A 20,019-nucleotide genomic window follows, 5' to 3' on the forward strand; every position below is an offset into this window, starting at 1 on the left:
CAAAGGTGATTTACCGATAATCTTTGGTTTTGGTATCTTCCTTTGGTTTTGCATTGAGTTCTCCTACAACAGCAGCCTCGGACATGAACCGAGGTTTTTTCTTTATGATGTATGTTAGTTTCTGAGGGGTTTTTGGGAATGCTGAATCCGTATCCCGAAAGTTTCCCTCAATACCCCCTCGAATCATCGAGCTTATCTATTGTCTCTTTTCTAAGGTGTATATCGTGTCAAATCATAAAATTCTCGTTATCGATGACAGTAAAGTGATCAGGATGCGCGTTCGCGATATGTTACCAGAGGGTAACTTTGAATTCCTCGAAGCTAAAGACGGATTAGAGGGCTATAATCTCATCCGTGCCGAAAACCCGAATTTGATTATTTTGGACTTCCTTCTCCCGAAAATGAGCGGTTGGGAGGTGTTTCAGCAAATCCAAAGCGAAGATAATCTCAAAAGTATCCCCCTAGTGTTAATGTCGGGACGGAAAGAGGAGGTAGTAGAGAAAATCCCCGAACCTTTCCAGCATTTTGCCTTTATTGAGAAGCCTTTTGACCAAAAACAATTGGTAGAAGCGGTTAAAGAAGCGATGGCCAAGGCCAAACAATATTCTCCCCAACCAAAAGTTTCTAGCCCGAAACTACAGCAACTCACTGGGGATTATAGCACTGATATTCAGACTCTCCATGCCCAAATTGCCCAAATGCAAACAGAAATGGCAAGTATGAAGAAACAAATGTCGCAATTAGTGGCTTTTATTAAGAAAAAACTGGCCTAGAACTATTCATCCCGATTTTTTATAACTTGGGCAAGCAGTTATCGTTATCTGGTGGTGTCAATCTCTGGCTAATAAGCTGTTGACTATCTAAATTACTCGTTAAGACTACAAGGGAGAGGGGAGAAGGGAGCAAGGAGATGGAGTTTGAGCATTTGTACGAAAATATCCAATACGCAGTTTAAATGCAGTACACCTTACCAGTCTAGCTCGGAGTTACAAACATTAGAAAAACTCATCTCCTATCCCTTTTAAACAGGATTTAGTATAATATGAAGTGGTATTTATTTGGTGAGTGACTAAGTTATTAATTAACTGATAACTAATTATGAATTGGCAAGAAATAGCAGGTAATTGGGTTTTTATCCCCCGTCGTCCCCAGGGTATCATTCACTTTTTAGGGGGGGCATTTGTGGCGGCAGCCCCGAATATTACCTATCGTTGGTTATTAGAAAGTCTTGGGAATTCAGGGTACGCTATTGTCGCGACTCCCTTTGTTAATACCCTCGATCACAAATCGATCGCCCGCACAGTTTTAAACCGTTTTGATAATATTATTGAACGTCTGCGCTGGAATCATAGTATGCCCCAAGGTTATCTCCCCATCTACGGATTGGGTCACAGCATGGGGTGTAAACTGCATTTATTAATCGGTAGTCTCTACGAAGTGGAACGGGCGGGAAATATCCTCATTTCCTTTAATAATTATCCCATTCGTCGGGCTATTCCCTTTATCGAACCTTTGCAAATTGACACCACTTTTAACCTCGAATTTACTCCTTCCCCCGAAGAAACAAACGAGTTAATTTTCCAAGATTATGCCATTCGTCGCAATCTTTTAATCCGTTTTCAAGACGACACGATCGATCAATCTCTAGTATTAAATCCCCTGCTAAAAAAACGCTTTCATGATTTAATTGCCCTGCGAACTCTCCCGGGCAATCATCTCACTCCCTTGAGTCAAGATGTCAGTTGGCAAACCGGAGAAGTATTTACTCCCCTCGATGCGATCGGTCAATGGTTAAAACAGGGACTTGCCCGGGATAATTCCCGTCTCAAAGATGAGATTCTCCACTGGTTAAACCCCGTCCTTCCAGCCTTTCGTTAGCTTTCCTCTAGATTAATCTTCAGGGCCTGTAATTGCGCCTCTAAGCGGGCTAATTTTGCCTCAGCTTCCCGGGCCTGTTGGCGTTCCTGTTGGGCTTGCTGCTCGGCTAATTCCGCTTTTTGCTTGATTTCTAGGGTGGTCAAAAACCGCGAGCCGTCGGCATAAAAAATAGCTAACTGGGGACTCTCCAGTTGAAAACGAATCTGTAGCCGCGGACTCAGCCAATTATCGATCGCAGGAATCATCTCCAATTGATCACCCCTTCGCCACCAACCCTGTAGATAATTAGCATCGGGATCGTAGAGATAATATTCTTCTACGCCAAAACGCTGATAAAATTGCCATTTTCGGCGCATTTCCGCTTTAGTATTGCCCGGGGAGAGAATTTCAAAGACTAGCTGCGGCGCAATCTGGTTTTCTAACCATTGCTTATAGGAACCTTGATCGCCCTTGGGTCTGCCAAATACCACCATAGCATCCGGCGTTTGACAGGTTTTATTATCTCCCTCGACCGGATACCACAACAGATCGCCGGCGATAAACACATTATCATTCTCTGCGAATAAACATTCGAGATTTTCCTTGATCGTCACAATCGGGCGAAATTGTTTGGTATTATCGGCCATCGGTTTACCATCACTATCGGGATAGATCATCTCCGACTCAGAGAAAGATATCGCCTTGATCATCGTTCTACTCCCTATCGTACTAGCTATTTAGTATAGCATTAAATTCTCTGACGAAAGAGGGCAAAAGCCGAGGTATAACCGTGTAAAAAAGTGCGACCGGCCACCGGCCCTATTTCTCCGTTGCAAAAGAAACCAGCGAGGGGAACATTGGCGAAATAACGCTGAAAAAGACCCGAATCAAAGTCCGGTTTTTCGTAGAGATTTTCCCCGCGACCGAGACAGGAAAAGATCAAAGCACCTAGTACCTCTGAACTATGGGGTTTTTCTTGGGGAAAAGCTTGCAAAAGCAATTCTAAATCTAGGGCGGAAGTGTCGGCATCGCGCAGGTGAAATTGTACCCGCTGCCCCGGACGAACTCGATCGCCAATTGCGAGCGCACCTTGACGAGGATCTACTCCCAAAACATTGCGAATTAAGAAATCCCCGGGCAGCAACTGCATTTTAAACTCATCCCTAGCAATACCGATAAAAAGGGAGTGTTGCGATAATTCTCGGTCTTTTTCCCTTAAGGAGGCAATTAAATCCCGCAGTAGGTTTAAAGGTGGTTGCGGGGTAGCATCGGCCCCTTTACCAGTCATGGAGAGGATAATATTGCGTTCTCCCTCACTCACCTGATAAATCGGTCCGATGGGACGACAACCCTGGGCGACGATAGTTTCGACGATAATATTGCCAGAAAGGGCGATTCCTACGGTTCCCTGACGATAGAGATAGCTATTACGGGGTTTTTGTTGATCGTGGTAGAATAGACCCCCAGAACGTTCGATCATGCCGCCACTGACTAAACCGCCGATTTTGGCCGAACCGGGGTAGGCAAAATCCAAACCCTCTAACAGATCATTGATGCGACTGGAAAAAGGATCGGCTAAAAGGATAAATTGGGGATTTTTGGCCGCTTCTACCCCTAATAATTCTGTCCAGCTAGAGGGGGAACTGTCGAGATCGGGCATTTCCGCCGCTTCGAGATAGAAGGGCCGTACTTCCACATTAGGCAAATGGGCGACGGTGAGACTTAAAGCCGGACTCGCTTCGATTTCTCGCGCTTTTTCCCTGTCACCCATGCCGACAATCCCCGACCCACCGCAGCCGATTAGGACAGGAACCGGGAGTTTATCCAAGATTAAGGGAACCAAACGGGGATAGTCGCTGGCATAGGCAGAAGAAATAAAAATTATGGCTAAATCTGCCGATCCAACTAACTTATCTGTCACTTTTTCCACTACCTCCGTCACCGCCGCTTCTAGGGAGGGACGGGTTGATAGGGCATTAATCCACTCGATGCGATCGCTCATGTTTCTTGACCCCAAATTTGGTCTAAATGGTCAAAAATGATCATCTTAACAATAAATTAACCTAAAAATCCGCTCTTCGTCCCTGGAGGTGGCGATAAATTGTAAAATTGTCATGACCTGTGCCAGTTATCGAAAATGTCGGGTAAATACTCCCGCTACATTTTTCGACAAAATACTCACCAAAATTAGCGGGGGGATGAAACCGTTCGGCTGACCGTTCGGCCGCAGATTCTCAAAGCCACAAAACCCTCTATCCTCTACGGCTATGCCGTTTTCTGGTACTGTTGTCATCATTAATTCGGCAAAACTTTCGTCGTTACTAAAGCCAAAATGAACATGACTTTCTCCAATAGAACCAGTCTCAGCATCTACGCCCATCACTAATTTCATCTGATGATAGCCTGACATCCAAAACAATTTGCTGGTCAAAGTAATTACGGTTGACCCGTTCGGCTGAGCTCACGGCCGAACCGCGAAGTCGAGACGTTGAATTGATAGCATACACAGGATGTTCTCTCTTTCCTTAAAGTTCTTGCATAATTAATTTTGAGAGGGCAAAAATGAGAAAAATAGGCATAAAATTGCGTAAAATTCTTAAATAGAGCAAGTAGTGCCAGTATGATCCAGAAGCATTTGCAGGGTATCTGTAATTACTTTGAAAATCATACAAACAACGGATTAATTGAGGGAATGAATAACAAAATAAAGCTTATTAAAAGAATAAGTTATGGATTTACCAATTACTTAAGCTGTTTGCTTGCTTTAATTCATAACAAAAATTAACACACGAAACCCAGAAGAGCCGGTAAAATCGAGACGAATAGCCTTTCTCCATATCTCAGGTTCTAGCATATATGGTGTAAATGCGCTACTATTTAATAGTAAAGCCGCCGTTTTACGGCGGGGTTTCAGACGCAATTTTTCGATGAAGTACGCTCTGGTTCACGAGTGGTTAACCCCAAAGGCGACGGGGGGATCGGAATTAGTGGTCAAGGAGATTTTACAATGTCTAGAGGCGGATTTATACGCTTTGATCGATTTTGAGTCCACTAATCCCGATAGTTATCTCTATGGTCGCTCGATCGGGACAACTTTTCTGCAAAATTTCCCGAAAGCGAGAAATGGCGTACAAAAATACTTACCTTTTCTTCCCCTAGCGATCGAGCAGTTAAATTTAGAGGATTATGATGTAATTTTATCCTCCTCCCATTGTGTGGCTAAAGGGGTTTTAATTCGACCAGATCAGGTGCACATTTGTTACTGTCACACTCCCATGCGTTATGCTTGGGATTTGACTTTTGACTATCTAGCTAATAGTAAGTTAGGACGGGGATTACCCGGTATTTTCACTCGTTATCTCTTGCATAATTTGCGTCAGTGGGATGTGATTTCTGCTAATCGTGTGGACTATTTTCTGGCTAATTCCCACCACACCGCTAGACGAATTTGGCGCTGTTATCGACGGAAGGCAAAAGTTATTTATCCTCCCGTACAAATCGAGCGTTTTCCCTACCAAGAGAAAAAAGAAGATTTTTATTTAGTGGTATCTCGTTTAGTTAGTTATAAAAAAGTCCCTTTAATTGTGGAGGCATTTAATCAATTGGGATTACCCCTAGTGGTTATTGGAGATGGTCCACAGATGGCTTTAATCAGACAGTTAGCTAAGGATAATATTCAGATTTTAGGTGCGGTTTCCGATCAAATGGTAGCAGAATATATGTCGAAAGCAAAAGCGTTTATTTATGCTGCTTGTGAGGATTTTGGTATTGCTTTAGTGGAAGCGCAAGCTTGTGGTACTCCCGTGATTGCATTTGCTGCCGGAGGTGCTTTAGAAACCGTGCGGGAGCTGCGGGAAAATTCTCTCCAGGGAACAGGATTACTTTTTGGGGAACAAAATCCCCAATCTTTGGTAGCAGCAGTTAAATCTTTTGTCGATCACGGTGATAAAATTGATCCAGAAAATTGTCGGCAACAGGCTAATAAATTTACTCCTGAAATCTTTCAAAGTAACTATAGTTTATTTGTCGAGGAACATTCAATCTCTAAAATTTATTGCTAAGTTTAATTAGAGCAGTTATCTTAAGGGAGAGCTAGGAAGTTTTTGTTTTAGGGAGTCAGTCATCAGTCGTCGATAACCAATTAGGTTAAACTTCCTCTGGATGAGAAACACTGTATTTCCCCAATGGTGGGGGTGCGGGCAATCGGCCCAAAATGTAATATTATGGATACTTCTCTAAAATTGAGATCTAGCCAACGCTGATAGCTTAACGTGATGCTGGTGATGACAGAAAAGCGAGGATTATAGCCGTGCCTTGGAATCGAGTTAATCAATGGGTAGAAAGACGCTCTTTAGTAGCCTTAGAATCAGCTTATCAGAGAGCACTGAAAATTAAAGCGATCGAAGATAAACATTTTGGGGGACAAAAAATTTCCCCGGCTGCCCTGGGAGGAAAAAGTGTTTATGATTACTTTCAAAGTACCCTAGAGCGAGAATTGTTCCAGATACGTTTCGATTTAACTCAAGTGCGTCTGGGTAATTTTATCAATCCGCAAACTAACCCAGAAAATAATAACATCCTAGAGACTTTAAATGCGATCGAAGATATTATCGGTAAATATCGCCTAGACTTAGAGGAATTGCTGCCCCCTTTACCGAATAATCAAACCCCAAATCTGCCTAATACCAATCTCACTGGTGATAGCTCTAGAGACAAAACTAACCAGACAATTTCTCCTGCAACTGGTAATAAATTTTTTAACTTCCAGCAAGAATTAACCCCCGAATACGAACAAAATGTCATCAAACAACTCCGTACCTTGCGACAACAGCAACGGATTGCTATTCGTTTTATACTGATTATTATTTTAGTTCCTCTCTCGGTACAGGTTATTAGTAGAAACTTTATTTTTAGCCCTGTTTTAAACTATTTTGGTGTGGACAGAGAGAAAATATCAGAGGTTTATATTTCTCAGGAAATTGGCGAAAAATATCTCAGGGAATTTGCTAGACTTCAAGAAATTAAAGAAATCAAGCAGGTTTTAGGAGTAGCAAAAGTAGGGCATGAATCAGAAGAAAATTTTCGGGAACAGGTCGAGGAATTATTCAGAGAAGCGGGTTATGAAAGTCAAGATGGTTGGAAAAACTTACTATCGGATATGACTGGACTGATAGCCTTTGTCGCCATCTTAATTTTTGGTCGTCAACAATTGGCGATTACACGAGCTTATGTTAGTCGTTATTTTCTTAGCTTAAATGATATCACCAAAGCCTTTATCTTTATTCTCTTTACCGATATATTTGTCGGGTTTCACTCTGCGGAAGGTTGGACGGTAATCTTAGAAACTTTGTTCCGGCACTTTGGTTGGCGCGAGAATATTACATTTATTAGCTTGTTTGTGGCCACTGTTCCCGTTATCCTAGATACCATCTTTAAACTATTAATATTTAATTATCTGACTCGTAAATCTCCCACTGCAGCAACTATCCTAGAAAAAATGAACCAGTAACGCCCTATGATCCTTAGCATTGCCGATACGTTCATTAAAAGACCCGTTCTGACCACAGTTTGCTCGATTTTAATCGTTTTGATCGGGGCGATCGCCGTTCCCTTTTTACCGCTAGAAAAACTGCCCCAGTTGGCATTTATTCAGGTAGCGGTAAATGCCAACTATTTGGGAACCGATGCCAAAACCGTACAGGATAACGTTACCACGGTACTCGATCGCCAGATTAACGGGACAGAACAGATTGTTTATATGCAGTCCCAGAGTACCAACACTGGACAAAGTACGGTGAATGTCTTTTTCCCGGTGGAAATGGATCGCAACATTGCCCAAGTCTTGGTACAAAACCGCGTCAGTACCGCCGCCGCCAGTTTACCGGAAGAAGTGAACCGGCAGGGGGTGACAACCAATACCCAATCCCCCAGCGTTACCCTTGCCTACGGGATTTCCGCCAAACCGGACGAAAAGGGCAATTATCCCTACGATACGGTCTTTTTAAGTAACTTTGTTGATCGGGTTATCGATGCCGAGATTCGCCGGATCGAGGGTGTTGGTAGTACAACGATCATCGGGGAGAGGGAATACGCCCTGCGTTTTTGGCTTAATCCCGATGCTTTAGCCGCTAGGGGTGTATCGGCGGAACAAGTAGTACAGGCGATCCGAGAACAGAATATTCAGGTGGGTGCGGGGACAATTGGCGGTGATCCCAGTCCCGAAGATCAGCAATTCCAGATCGCCATTCGCGCCGTTGGTAGGGTTGCCACCGGGGAGGAAGCGGAAAATATTGTCGTCAAAGTCGGGGAAAATGGCGATTTAATCCGCATTAAAGACGTGGGACGGGCAGAAATCGGAGCCGAAAACTACAGTACCGCCGCCTATTTCGACAAATCCCCCGCCGTCGTCTATATCGTCTATCAGTTGCCCGGTTCCAACGCTTGGAATACTGCCAAACTGGTAAAAGAAAAAATGGCGGAACTAGAACCGAGTTTCCCTCCAGGATTAAATATCGCCATTACCCTCGATAATACCGCCTTTGTCGCCGCCTCCCTCGAAGAAGCTCTTGGCACTCTGGTGGAGGCGATTTTACTCGTTATTCTAGTCATTTTTATCTTCCTTCAGGATTGGCGCACCACGATCATTCCAGCGATCGCTATTCCCGTATCTTTGATCGGAACCATGGCCGTCGCCCTCGCTTTAGGCTATTCTCTCAATAACCTCTCCTTGTTTGCCGTCATTCTAGCCACCGGGTTAGTGGTGGACGACGGGATCGTGGTTGTAGAGGCGGTATCGGAAAAATTACGACAGGGGATGCGGCCATTTCAAGCTGCCCTCGATGCCATGGGTGAGTTAACCTCGGCGGTAATTGCCAGTTCTCTTGTACTATTTGCGGTTTTTATTCCCGTCACCTTCTTCCCCGGTACGGTGGGGATCGTTTATCGACAATTTGCCGTCATCATCTCCGCTTCAATTCTGATCTCCACCTTTAACGCCCTCAGTTTTTCCCCCACCATGTCGGCGATTATCATGAAACCGCCCCAAGGCACCCGCGGACCCTTGGGACTGTTTTTCGAGGGCTTTAATCGGGGTTTCAACGCAGTTAAAGAAGGTTATCGACGCTCGATCGAATTTCTGATCCGAGTTCGGTTTCTGGTTTTACCCTTCTTTATCGCCGCCCTCTTGCTCACAGCTTGGAGTTACAATACCACTCCCCAGGGTTTTATCCCCGAAGAAGACCAAGGTTATGCCTTCGTTTTGGTGCAAGCACCCCCCGGGGTTTCCCTGCGCTACACCGACGGGGTTATCCGTCAGATTAACGAAGAAATTCTCGACGGTATCGAAGAAATCGATCACTTTGTCGGTATGGCGGGCTTTAGTTTTGCTGGAAGTGGCAGCAACCAAGGGCTATTTTTTGTCAAGTTAAAAGAATGGTCGGAACGGACTGGGGAAGATAAGTCAGTTTTCGGCATTCTTAGGAAAATTAACCGAGAATTAGCCACTAAAGTCCGAGATGCTCGCGCTTTCGCCGTTAATGCGCCCCCCGTGGATGGATTAAGTTCTACCGGCGGTTTCGAGTTATTTATCCAAAACCGCGCTTCTTTCCCCATGGATGCTTTGATTGCCAACGCTAATAACGTCATGGCCGAGGCCCGAAAAAGACCGGAATTATCGGGAATTTTCACCCAATTTACCACCGACACGCCGATGCTGGAACTTTCCATCAATCGTAACCAGCTACAGGCGCAAAACGTCGATATGCAGGCCGTGTTCGGTACCCTGCAAACCTATCTCGGTTCCAACTTCGTCAACCAATTCGTACTAGGCGATCGCTTGTATCGAGTCTTTGCCCAAGCAGAAGCGGATTATCGTTCTAATCCCGAAGATATTAACCGTCTTTACGTCCGTTCCCGTACCGGGGCCAATATTCCCCTATCGGGTTTAGTTAGCGTCAAACGCTTCACCTATCCACCGATTATCACTAACTTTAACCTCTATCCCTCGATTAACGTTCAGGGTAATCCCGCCCCCGGTTTTAGTACGGGACAGGCGATCGCAGTGATGGAAGATGTCTGTCGGAAAGTCCTGCAGCCCGGTTTCGGTTACGCTTGGACGGGTACAGCTTTTCAAGAAAAAACTTCCGCCGGGGCTGCCCCAGTCATCTTCGGATTAGCCTTTATCGTGGTTTTCCTTGTCCTTGCGGCCCAGTACGAAAGCTACATTGACCCGATTATCATCATGATTACCGTTCCCCTAGCGATCCTGGGTGCCATGGGGGCCATACTGTTGCGGGCGAATTTCCTACAAGTGGGTAGTCTCTTCCCGACGGTGAATAATAATATCTATGCTCAGGTGGCTTTGGTCATGTTAATCGGTTTAGCGGCAAAAAATGCGATTTTAATCGTGGAATTCGCTAACCAGTCCCGTACTTTGGGTTTAAGTATTCCCGATGCGGCAGCCCGGGCCTCGACGGAACGCTTAAGACCGATTCTGATGACGGCTATTTCCGGTTTAGTCGGTTTCTTGCCCTTGGTTATCGCTTCCGGCGCCGGAGCGATGAGTCGTTGGTCTCTGGGAACTGCAATCCTAGGCGGTTATCTGATTTCGACGGTGTTGAGTTTATTTCTTGTCCCGGTGTTGTATGTGCTGATCAAACAGTTCGAAGCCCGATTCCTCTCCTCGAAACCCCCCAAAGATGGCGGTTCTGGCAATAGTAAAACTCCTTCTCTCGGTGGCGAAAGAAATACATCAGAAACCCCCATAGAAGAAGGGGCCATTTCCTCTTTGAAAATCTCTCCTCAGTCCCCGAATGACTAGGGTGTTAGGAGTCTTTTTCAGTGATCAGTAATCAGTAATCAGTAAACAGTAATCACTGAAAAGAAAAAAGAAAGCCCCGCAATTGCCACTTAATACTGATAACTGATAACTGATAACTGATAACTGATAACTGATAACTGATAACTGATAACTGATAACTGATAACTAAAAATAATGAGTCTAGAATCTACTGCTAACGAGGCGATCGCTCATAATTTAGAGCAATTCCTGCTGGTTTTGACCATTTCCTTGAGTGTTGCCACTTTATCGAGAACTGTTGCCTTCCTCCGCAAAATTCCCTACACCCTGCTGTTAGTTATTGTCGGTATGGGTTTAGCTTTCTTAGATTTGCGTCTAGTTAATCTTTCCCCAGAATTAATTCTGGAAATTTTTCTGCCTCCCCTCCTTTTTGAAGCCGCTTGGAATATTCCCTGGGCTAAATTAAAGGAATATTGGATTACTATTGTCCTTTTTGCCGTTATCGGGGTGATTATCTCTGTTTTGGGGGTCGCCTATCCCCTACATATCTTTGCCAATTTACCCCTATCGATCGCGTTTCTGTTGGGTGCTGCCCTAGCTGCCACCGATCCCGTCTCTGTAATTGCCCTATTTAAAGAATTGGGGGCCAGTAAAAAACTGACGATCCTGATGGAAGGGGAAAGTCTCTTTAATGATGGGGTCGCTGTGGTGGCTTTTGTCCTCTTGGTTGGGATTCCCTTGGGAGTCGATACCTTTTCCGTCCCCGTGACGATCGCTCGTTTCTGCACCTTTGTGGGGATTGGCATCGGTGTGGGTTGCGTGATCGGTTTCGGCATTTCCTACCTTACCCAACGCTTCGATCTGCCTTTCGTGGAACAGTCTCTGACTCTAGTTTCTGCCTATGGAACCTATCTCGTCACGGAAAAATTAGGCGGATCTGGTGTAATTGGGGTGGTAATTGTCGGGATTATTCTCGGTAATCTCGGTTCGCGCATTGGTATGAGTCCCCGCACGCGCTTGGTAGTTAGCGAATTTTGGGAATTTATCGCCTTTTTTGTCAATTCTATCATCTTTTTACTGATCGGTGATCAAACCCGTTTTGAGAGTCTCGGCAGTCACTTAACCGGGATTTTAATAGCGATCGCTGCTATGGTGGTTTCCCGTCTGTTCTCAATTTTTGGACTAGGGGGAATTAGTAACCTAATGACGGGCAATAGGATCAGTTTTCAGGAAAGAACGGTGTTATGGTGGGGAGGATTGCGCGGATCGGTTTCGATCGCCCTAGCGTTAAGTGTTCCTACGTCTATCCCCTACCGTCAAGAAATTATTGACGTGGTTTTTGGGGTGGTTTTATTTACTTTATTGGTGCAAGGATTATCTATACAATGGCTGTTAAATGCCCTCAATCTTATCGGTGATCAACCGATTCGGAGCGAATATTCGGCCTTAATTGCCCGTCAAATTGCCTTAACTAGGGTTTCCAATTATCTGCAACAACCAGAACGTTTTCCCGATATCGATCCCGAATTTTATCGCTACAAAAAAACTCTGGTGGAACGACAATTAAAGTCCTTGGGCGATCAGTTGCAAAAATTACTAGAGGAACACCCACAATTAAAAGATGTGGTGGTCGAACAATTTCAAGATACTTTACTCGATATCGAAGCTAATACCTACGCAGAATTAATTCGAGCCGGTCGTTTAAATGAAAATCTCGTTCCCCTTTTAGTCGAGGTAGAACAAGAAAAAGAGATGGTTTAATAATAGATTTCCGGCAAAAATCCAAAATCTTCCGTTAGCTAAGGAGACAGGAGACAGGAGACAGGAGACAGGAGGAGAAAAAAACAACGTACAAATATACTATCGATAAAACCTAAGATTATGTCAAATTTATCTGAGGTTTTAGATATTTTGACTCGATAGCTGCTCGATAACTTAATTTTGCAGAGCAAGTCATGGAAAATCAAAGAATTTTTGCTAAAAATTGCTGAGTTCGATCGGATTGGGGATGATTAAAAAATTCTGCTGGGGGGGCAATTTCCAAAATTAAACCCTGATCCATAAATACCACTCGATCGGCCACTTCTCGCGCGAATCCTACCTCGTGGGTGACACAAACCATGGTCATCCCCGATTTGGCTAAACTTTGCATCGTTTCCAAGACTTCTCGCACCATTTCTGGGTCTAAAGCTGAGGTGGGTTCATCGAATAACATCACCTTCGGCTGCATGGCCAAAGCGCGAACGATTGCCACCCGCTGCTGTTGTCCTCCCGATAACTGAGGGGGATATTTAAGCGCTTGTTCGAGAATCCCAACTTTTTCGAGGAGTTTTCTGGCTATTTCCTCCGCTTGCGCTTTTTTCCAACCGCGCACCCACATCGGCCCGAGGGTGACATTATCTAATACCGTCAGATGGGGAAAGAGGTTAAATTGTTGAAAAACCATGCCGACTTCCTGACGGATTGCCTCGATATTTTTCAGGTTGTGGGAAACAGTTATCCCGTCAATAATAATGCGACCTTTTTGATAGGATTCCAACCCGTTAAAAGTGCGAATAAAGGTAGATTTTCCTGAACCGGACGGCCCCATAATCACGACAACTTCCTGTTTATTAACGGTGAGATTGACTCCCCGCAAAGCATGAAAGCGGTTATCGTACCATTTTTCCACCGCTTCGGCAATTATAATCGGTTCACTGTTGTGAGATTCCATATTTTTGAGAGTTTATTGATTATCTGTATCGGGAAACCACTGTTTCTCAAGAATTTGTGTCAGAGAGTAGGGACAAATTATCGGTAAATTTTTTAATCCTGTCTTTTTTTCGGCAATTAAGCGAGCGTTTTCATAGATATTTTCTAACTCTAGTTCTAGAAATTTGCTTAAATCGGTTGTGAGCTTATCTTCTAATTGTACTTGAAAAGTGATCATCTCTGCCACCCAATGATTACTATTTCTTTCTCTTTCTGTTGTCCAAAATTGATAGATTAGGAGATGGATTATTATTTGTAAACTTAAACTTTTAACAGCAGTTTTTTCGCTTCGTCCCCAAGCTGCCAACTCCTCGATTAAATGTTCGTAATCTACCCGATCGAACTGACGATTTTTTAATAACTCGATCGTCTCGCTTAACCAGCGATCATACTCCCGTTCATAAAGCTGTTCTAAAGCAAGCATTGTCTTTGATCAAATGGGGACATGATTAAAAATAACCCGTTCCTAGGAATGATAGCATAAAAGATGCGGTTGATTAGTGTAAATATTTTTGAATTAATGATGATGACAGTCAAAAATGCTTGACCCTTAGGTAAAAAAAAGGTTAAATTATGGTTAGGCTGAGAACCCACACATCCTAGATAATGAGGCTATCATGGAAATCGATAAACTCAAAGAAATTGCTCAAAAAGTTGAAACCTCTCGTTCTCAAATCCAAAACGAACAGGCAACCAAAACAGCTTTTATTATGCCTTTTTTGCAAGCATGGGGTTACGATGTGTTCAATCCCATGGAAGTTCACCCCGAATATAGTGCCGATTTAACTGGATTAAAAGGGGAAAAAGTAGATTATGCTATTTGTTTGGACAATCAACCGATTATTTTGATGGAATGTAAAAGCTGTCATCAAAATCTTGAGCATCCTAAACATAGTTCCCAACTGCATCGATATTTTAATGCAACTGGAGCTAACTTTGGAGTTTTAACTAATGGGATTATCTATCGGTTTTATACGGATATCGTCAAGGATAATATCATGGACAATAAGCCATTTTTTGAGTTTAACATCCTCGACTTTGACGAATCTTCTGTTAACGAATTAAAACGATTTTCTAAATTTAGCACTAGCACATCTGACTTCAATTCTGGCAAAATAAAAGAGGTTGCTCGCAATTTATTGCACACAAAAGAAGTTAAAAAAGTGATTGCCCAGCAATTAAGTGATCCTTCCCCCGAATTTGTTAAGTTTTTTGTTAGTCATGTGTATTCTGGAGTGAGAACTGCATCGGTTGTCGAAAAATTCACAGAAATTATTAAGCGTTCTCTAAAAGAGTATATCAATGATATCATCAAAGAAAAATTTGAGGAAGTTTTAGGAAAAGAACCTGAAACAAATCCTGCTGATACACCAGCAGCAGAAGAGCCTCCACCAGAAGAACCAGAGGAACCTGGAATTAATCCCGAAAAACTGGAAGTATTTTACATTATTAAATCAATTCTACGGGAAGAAATCAATACCGCACGCATTCAATACAAAGACACTAGAAGTTATTTTGGTATCAACTTAGATGGAAAAGTAACCAAAACAGTCTGTCGTCTGTGGTTCAAAAAAACTGGCAGGAAATCAATCAGTATTCCCGATAACGTGGAAACGGGGAAAGAAGCAACCACGAATATAGACAGTCTTGATGAAATTTATGGATTGGCTGAATTTCTGAAATCTCGTATCCGCTATCTGACTAAAGATAATTATAAAAGCAAGTCAGAACAAACGGAAAGTATCTAAAATAATTAGCCCCTATCTCTTTAATGACCGATAGGGGTTTTCAATGATATAATTTTTAGTAATCGCTGATTATGGTTGTAAAATTTTATCTAGGGATAGGAAGTTACGGTTAATAATTGGTCAGGCAAAGGAGACGGGAGCTAGAATATACGAACATGATAGCAAAAGTTTTCTCTCAAGTTAAGGTCAAAAAATTCTAGCTGGGAGTTATTGAAGTGTAATTAAGCTTGACACAGTCAAATTAAGGTGTTACCATATTGGGCATGATTTGTGCAGATGTTAAAATTTTTGTTTTGCGGTAGTCTATGAATTTAACAAATTTACCAATGTCTCTTGATGAAGTGCCTTTACCTAGTTCTTTGCCGCCAGTTATTTTAATAGTTTTTACTCGTCCCGATCTACTCAAGGAAGTTTTAAAGGGTTTAACCCAACAGATTCTATCTCCTCGTCAGATCATTGCCTATGTGGATGGAGCAAGAAGTGAACGTGATCTACCCCTGATCGATCAAACAATTGCTTTACTGCAAGAGTTCTCTAGTAAAATTCCAGTAGATATAAGGTTAAGACCACAAAATTTGGGCTGTGATCAAAATGTCATTTTGTCCTTGACAGAAGTCCTATCCACTTATGAATCTGTTGTTTACTTGGAAGATGATAACTTTCCCAATCCATATTTTTATGATAGGATGTGCCGTCTATTAGAGGCATACCGTGAACATAAAAAAATCTTTTCGATTAGCGGATATGCAGCCTTTCCAGAACAAGCATATCATTTGATCGAAGAGGATTTTGCTCTTTCTCGCAGAGTTTTTTGTTGGGGATTCGGTATCTGGGCCGATCGCTGGAATGATATCGCTCTCATCAATCAGCCGAAACAATATAATCCTTTTGGAAAATTCTATAATATACCCGCCACCGTGCAAACAAAAATGACTATAATAAACCAGTTCTGGCTAGAGAGAAATGAGCAAACTGACTGGGTTATTACTCTTACTCTTGCATCTTTGTATCAAAATCGGGTTCATCTTATTCCCAAAACTTCTTTGATCTATAATATAGGTTTTGGACACCCAGAATCCAAAACCTATAAAGGTAAAGAACAATCATGGGTAAACTCTGCCTATAGTTCCTCATTTCGTCCCAATAGCTTACCTAGCAGTCTTGAGTTAATTGACCTCTTAAAAAATGAGATTAGTGGGGTAGAATTAGCGCATTACCTGTATCGAAAGGGTATTTCTATTAATTTAGAAGCACTATTTTACTACCTAAAAAAATATCGTGACCTTCAAAGTCGCCTAGAATTTGTGAAGCTATTTATGGCTCACTCCCGCTTTAGTTTCAAAAAAACTCGCCGTCGCCTAGGTTTATAGTTTAGTAGATACTTAATAAAAAATATGAATAGCTCTAGAAAACTTCTGATTTGTAAAGGTTCCTCTGGCATGGGAAACAGGATTCTGGCCGCCTGCGGTGCAATAATCTATAGTGAAATTAGTAATCGCCAGTTAGTTATTGATTGGCGGGATAATACTTATTGTCATGACGATATCAACTCCTTCCCTCTATTTTTTAACTGCCCAAAGACCAGTTCAGTAGAATATATACCTGATAGCAAGTCTGTCTATCCTGAGATATGGATTGATAACTTAGATCAATCTTTTGGTGGACTAAGAAAAGATTTAAGGATTTCGGATCAATCTATGTCGGTTGAATTATCTAGAACAAATTATGAGAGTGAGATTCTGGTTTTCTGTGCTTATACTCATAAAATCAACCAGATGAGACAACTTTTTCATGGGAAGTTCGACTACTTGGCAAAAATGGATGATCGTACTATTATCAAACAGGTATTAAACTCTCATCTAAGTCTGAAACCTGAAATTGTTCAGTCTATCGAAGATTTCAAATCATCTCACTTTGGAGTGAACAACCTAGGCGTTCATGTCAGATATACAGACATGAAGATTCCTTTAGATAAGCTAATTAGTACTACTAAAAAAATCAACAAAAACAATAAATTTAACAGCATTTTCTTGTCCACAGATTCTCAAGAAGTTGTTGAAAAATTTCAACAGGAATTCCCAAATATTATCACCACACCAAAATGGTTTCCACCATCGGGAGAAAGAATGCACCAGAACTGGGATCAATGTCCCGATCGCGTTCAAAATGGTATAGAAGCATTAATGGATATGTATTTGTTAGCCAGTTGTAATGATTTGATTTTTTCTTCTCAGTCCTCCTTTGGTTTAGTGGCATCAATCCTAAGTAAAGCCAGTAAACAACATCTCCACGATGTTAATTCTTCTTCATTGGTTGAAAAAGTCAAAGCGAAAATTAGAGGTATTGCCAAATAGTTTCGGTGCGGCTCTTTTAAAAAGATGGTATCCTGATCAAAAATCAACAGATCTTCTGGTTTCTGTGTGGAAACGAGGTCTATACTGATAGTTTATTTAACAAAATAGTCCTAAAAGTGTTTCCCAGTAAACATTTCACGATTTCATAAGCAAAAATTATCACACAAAGTCGAGAAGAGCCAATCAACGAAGCACGAGAGTTTAGGAGAGCAAGAACAGAAATGTCAGAGGTAAGCAGAGAAGAAGGCGGAAGTTTCACAGAAGCACGAGAGTTATTTGAAGACGTGGTAGAAAGGCTGAATTCAGACCAGGTTTGTGGTCTGGAGCATAGCGAATGAGAAAACAAGCTCCAAGTCAACGGCAACGGGGAGCATCTCATTTATGCAAGTGAGTAATTATATTTATCCCTAAAACTGGTTTCTAGCAAGGCTTTCAAAATAGCTTGACATAAAAACCCGATTTAGGCGTTACAAAGGTGAGATGCTCCCACGGCAACACGGCAACGAACTCCTAATACCAAATTTCAAAAACTATGGCATACTTATAGAAAAGATGATTAAGTGGATAAATTGGCGATGCCAGTCGTCCCCAAAATTGATATTGTTGAGTAAGTAGAAGATTTAAAAGAATTAATGAAACAACAAAAAAGTAGTTTAGCCTACGCTAAAGTACAGTCCTTATATTTTTTGAAGATGGGGGAGGTAGAGACGGTTCGCCATTTAGCGGTATTCATGGGACGAGGGGAAAGAACAATCCATCGCTGGTTAAGTTTCTACAGAAAAGGAGGAATCGAGGGATTATTATCTGAAGGAAACCCACCAGGAAGACCGAAAAAGATTTCGGGAGAAGAAGTCGCTCTTTTACAAAACGAATTAAAAGACCCAGTGGGTTTTACCAGCTATAAAGAGATTTATTTTTGGCTCTCGGTCGTTCGAGAAATTTCTGTCAGCTATACAACAGTTTATCATCTCGTTAGACAGGAATTAGGAAGCTCAATTAAAAGTACCTAGACCACGAAATCCGAGACAATTGCCTGGCGAAGTAGATGAGTTTAAAGCGAACTTATCTAAACGACTAAAAGCTTTACTAGACAGGGAAAGCGAGAAAGTAAAGCGTTACGAGAAAGTAAGTTTTTGGTGCGAGGATGAAAGTAGATTTGGTTGTCACACTATTGCTCGGAATAAAATAACTCTTTTCGGAGTTAAGCCCATTGGTAATTTTCAAGATAACTTCCAATGCTTTTGGCAGTAGGTGGCTGTAGAGCCTCGACAGGGCAGAAGCTTCTTCTAGGAATTCTCCCCTTTAGATGGGGATTATTTCGGAGAATATCTATTACAACTATCGCAAGCTTTTCCCAATGAATTACATATTTTACAAGTAGATAACGCTCCTGCACATATTGCGGGACACTTAGAAATTCCCGACAATATTATCTTGTTTTATCAACCTTCTTGTTGTCCTGAAGTTAACCCCGCAACAGAGAGTTTGGCTGTACCTGAAAAATTTTCTGGCATGGGAAACTTTTGAATCTCTTGATGCTTTAAGAGATAAACTCGATGCTCTTTTAAATCGTTTATCCAATGACACTATCGGGTATTTAACGGGATGGTCTTGGATTTTAGAAGCTCTATGTCTGTCAGGAATTTAGAAATTGGGTACAAGTGTGCTGTATTTAAACTGAGTATGGGTATTTTAGTACAAATGATCGGACTTACTCTCAGTATCTCCGGCGCTCCCTTCTCCGGTGCAGTCTTAAGGATTAATTTAGATATAACAATTCTCTGACTTATGAGGTACAGTAGCAACAGTGAGTAAACCAATTCCGAATATCTTTTTGAGTAACTTGTAACATAGCCAATTCAATCCCTTCTATTAAGTCTTTGTAAGTTCTCGCCTTCAGTTTTCTTAACATCGCTTTCACTTTTGACCAAAAGTTTTCAATAGGAGAGAATTCGGGAGAATAAGGAGGTAAATAGATGAGTCTAGCTTTTTCTTGTTCGATTATTTCTCTGACCATTTCTCCGAGATGAATCTTGGCGTTATCCATGATCAGACAGTCTCCTTCTTTAATTTTTGGCAGCACTTACTTTAGAATAAATCCTTCAAATGTTACCGCATCCACTGCACCGTATATGTTGACTGATGCGACAACTTTTTCTAAGCTTATAGCACTAATTATTGAAATATTTCTCCCTCTTTTTTGTGGTTTTCTTCCCCGATCTCTTCGGCCAATTAAGGCTCTAGCATAGAGTCTCAAAAGGGCTAAATTTACCCCCGATTTATCGATGAAAATTAGTTTTGATGCCTCAATTTCCCGAACTTCTGACCAGTATTCCACTCTTTTTTGCTGTACCCTGTCACTTTCTTTTTCCGCCGCGTGTAGTGTTTTTTTTGAAACTGTAATTGAGTTTTTGCGTAAGCCGCCCTAGGGTAGCTCTACTGACTTTCACCTGTGTCTTTTCATACAGTAAGTCCGATAATTCTTCGAGAGTTGCATCATTGTTAGCTTCGA

General features: G+C 42.1%; 14 protein-coding genes and 3 pseudogenes. 11 read left to right on the top strand and 6 right to left on the bottom strand.

Features of this window, described 5'->3' with window-relative positions:
• The first annotated feature begins 224 nt into the window (after window positions 1–224).
• Both MiAbW_RS01075 and MiAbW_RS01080 read left to right on the top strand, forming a co-directional pair.
• Window positions 225–773: a response regulator gene (locus MiAbW_RS01075; protein ID WP_151694556.1), complete on the top strand. Its 549-nt coding sequence runs from the start codon at window positions 225–227 to the stop codon at window positions 771–773.
• Between the two features lie 325 nt (window positions 774–1,098).
• Complete coding sequence (locus MiAbW_RS01080) at window positions 1,099–1,878, top strand: DUF1350 family protein (RefSeq protein WP_151694557.1); 780 nt, start codon at window positions 1,099–1,101, stop codon at window positions 1,876–1,878.
• On the opposite strand, the gene MiAbW_RS01085 is transcribed toward MiAbW_RS01080, so the two are convergent.
• The 3 genes from MiAbW_RS01085 to MiAbW_RS01095 form a co-directional block, all read right to left on the bottom strand.
• On the bottom strand, window positions 1,875–2,567 hold the full coding sequence (locus MiAbW_RS01085) for a Uma2 family endonuclease (protein ID WP_151694558.1): 693 nt from the start codon (window positions 2,565–2,567) through the stop codon (window positions 1,875–1,877). The genes MiAbW_RS01080 and MiAbW_RS01085 overlap by 4 nt on opposite strands.
• Before the next feature lie 38 nt (window positions 2,568–2,605).
• Entirely contained in the window at window positions 2,606–3,859 is a 1,254-nt protein-coding gene (locus MiAbW_RS01090) for an FIST signal transduction protein (protein WP_151694559.1), read from the bottom strand.
• 126 nt (window positions 3,860–3,985) lie between these two features.
• Window positions 3,986–4,288, bottom strand: a complete 303-nt coding sequence (locus tag MiAbW_RS01095) for a hypothetical protein (RefSeq protein ID WP_238707162.1) — start codon at window positions 4,286–4,288, stop codon at window positions 3,986–3,988.
• Between the two features lie 177 nt (window positions 4,289–4,465).
• Between MiAbW_RS01095 and MiAbW_RS01100 the strand changes: the two are divergent.
• The 5 genes and pseudogenes from MiAbW_RS01100 to MiAbW_RS01120 all read left to right on the top strand — a co-directional run.
• Window positions 4,466–4,632 (top strand): annotated as a pseudogene (locus MiAbW_RS01100) (transposase); the annotation flags it as partial.
• Window positions 4,633–4,784: 152 nt separating this feature from the next.
• On the top strand, window positions 4,785–5,918 hold the full coding sequence (locus MiAbW_RS01105) for a glycosyltransferase (protein WP_151694561.1): 1,134 nt from the start codon (window positions 4,785–4,787) through the stop codon (window positions 5,916–5,918).
• Window positions 5,919–6,166: 248 nt separating this feature from the next.
• Window positions 6,167–7,366, top strand: coding sequence for a hypothetical protein (locus MiAbW_RS01110; RefSeq protein WP_151694562.1), 1,200 nt, complete (start codon window positions 6,167–6,169; stop codon window positions 7,364–7,366).
• Between the two features lie 6 nt (window positions 7,367–7,372).
• Window positions 7,373–10,675 carry an efflux RND transporter permease subunit gene (locus MiAbW_RS01115; protein WP_151694563.1) on the top strand — a complete coding sequence of 1,101 codons (3,303 nt, stop codon included), beginning with the start codon at window positions 7,373–7,375 and terminating at the stop codon, window positions 10,673–10,675.
• 174 nt (window positions 10,676–10,849) lie between these two features.
• Window positions 10,850–12,415, top strand: coding sequence for a cation:proton antiporter (locus MiAbW_RS01120; protein WP_151694564.1), 1,566 nt, complete (start codon window positions 10,850–10,852; stop codon window positions 12,413–12,415).
• Window positions 12,416–12,617: 202 nt separating this feature from the next.
• On the opposite strand, the gene MiAbW_RS01125 is transcribed toward MiAbW_RS01120, so the two are convergent.
• Both MiAbW_RS01125 and MiAbW_RS01130 read right to left on the bottom strand, forming a co-directional pair.
• On the bottom strand, window positions 12,618–13,367 hold the full coding sequence (locus MiAbW_RS01125; protein ID WP_002798269.1) for an amino acid ABC transporter ATP-binding protein: 750 nt from the start codon (window positions 13,365–13,367) through the stop codon (window positions 12,618–12,620).
• A gap of 12 nt (window positions 13,368–13,379) precedes the next feature.
• Window positions 13,380–13,829 carry a DUF29 domain-containing protein gene (locus MiAbW_RS01130; RefSeq protein WP_151694565.1) on the bottom strand — a complete coding sequence of 150 codons (450 nt, stop codon included), beginning with the start codon at window positions 13,827–13,829 and terminating at the stop codon, window positions 13,380–13,382.
• A gap of 193 nt (window positions 13,830–14,022) precedes the next feature.
• Between MiAbW_RS01130 and MiAbW_RS01135 the strand changes: the two genes are divergently transcribed.
• The 4 genes and pseudogenes from MiAbW_RS01135 (at window position 14,023) to MiAbW_RS01150 (ending at window position 19,155) form a co-directional block, all read left to right on the top strand.
• Window positions 14,023–15,153 (top strand): type I restriction endonuclease, encoded by a 1,131-nt coding sequence (locus tag MiAbW_RS01135; protein WP_151694566.1) that lies wholly within the window; start codon window positions 14,023–14,025, stop codon window positions 15,151–15,153.
• 305 nt (window positions 15,154–15,458) lie between these two features.
• A complete protein-coding gene (locus MiAbW_RS01140; protein ID WP_151694567.1) occupies window positions 15,459–16,523 on the top strand; it encodes a sugar transferase in 1,065 nt (354 codons plus the stop codon).
• 24 nt (window positions 16,524–16,547) lie between these two features.
• On the top strand, window positions 16,548–17,507 hold the full coding sequence (locus tag MiAbW_RS01145) for a NodZ family protein (RefSeq protein ID WP_151694568.1): 960 nt from the start codon (window positions 16,548–16,550) through the stop codon (window positions 17,505–17,507).
• Window positions 17,508–18,139: 632 nt separating this feature from the next.
• Window positions 18,140–19,155 (top strand): annotated as a pseudogene (locus MiAbW_RS01150) (IS630 family transposase).
• 138 nt (window positions 19,156–19,293) lie between these two features.
• On the opposite strand, the pseudogene MiAbW_RS01155 reads toward MiAbW_RS01150, so the two are convergent.
• Window positions 19,294–20,019: pseudogene (locus MiAbW_RS01155) on the bottom strand (IS630 family transposase); the annotation flags it as partial.

The organism is Microcystis aeruginosa NIES-4325 (assembly GCF_008974145.1).
In the GTDB taxonomy this organism is placed as follows: Bacteria; Cyanobacteriota; Cyanobacteriia; order Cyanobacteriales; family Microcystaceae; genus Microcystis; species Microcystis aeruginosa_G.